The sequence below is a fragment of the Staphylococcus sp. HMSC056G08 genome (genome assembly GCF_001812305.1).
GTDB lineage: Bacteria > Bacillota > Bacilli > Staphylococcales > Staphylococcaceae > Staphylococcus > Staphylococcus simulans.
The window spans coordinates 1-382 of record NZ_KV808512.1 but is presented as its reverse complement, the minus strand read 5'-3'; the positions used below and the strand labels follow the sequence as shown (position 1 = coordinate 382).

General features: G+C 32.5%; 1 pseudogene. It reads left to right on the top strand.

The annotated features are described in order from the left end of the window. A pseudogene (locus HMPREF2846_RS14560) lies at positions 1-382 on the top strand (transposase); the annotation flags it as partial.

Here is a 382-nt window from a genome sequence, read left to right as displayed (position 1 = left end):
TTTTATTTTGATGGAGAGGAGTGGGATAAAGACGTTTGGGATAGACGTAACTTACCTTTGCCAGATGATAAGGTTAACCCAACACAATATGAATATACAATTAACTTTAAAGGGTTTCGGAATACATATTTTAAACAGCTTGTAAAAAGATATTGTAAGTTAAGATTGAACATGGATAGCTTTTCCTATGTAAGTGATATTGCCCAAAAACTTAAAGAGTTCTTTAATTTTCTGGACATAAAGTTTAAACAAGTTCAGAGAGTACACCAATTAACGAGAGTGGAAATTGAAGCATATTTAAGTGAACTAAACATGATGGGAATAAAACCTAGTACAATAACTGGGAGGATCTCTATATTGGAAGGACTATTTAGTACCCTTC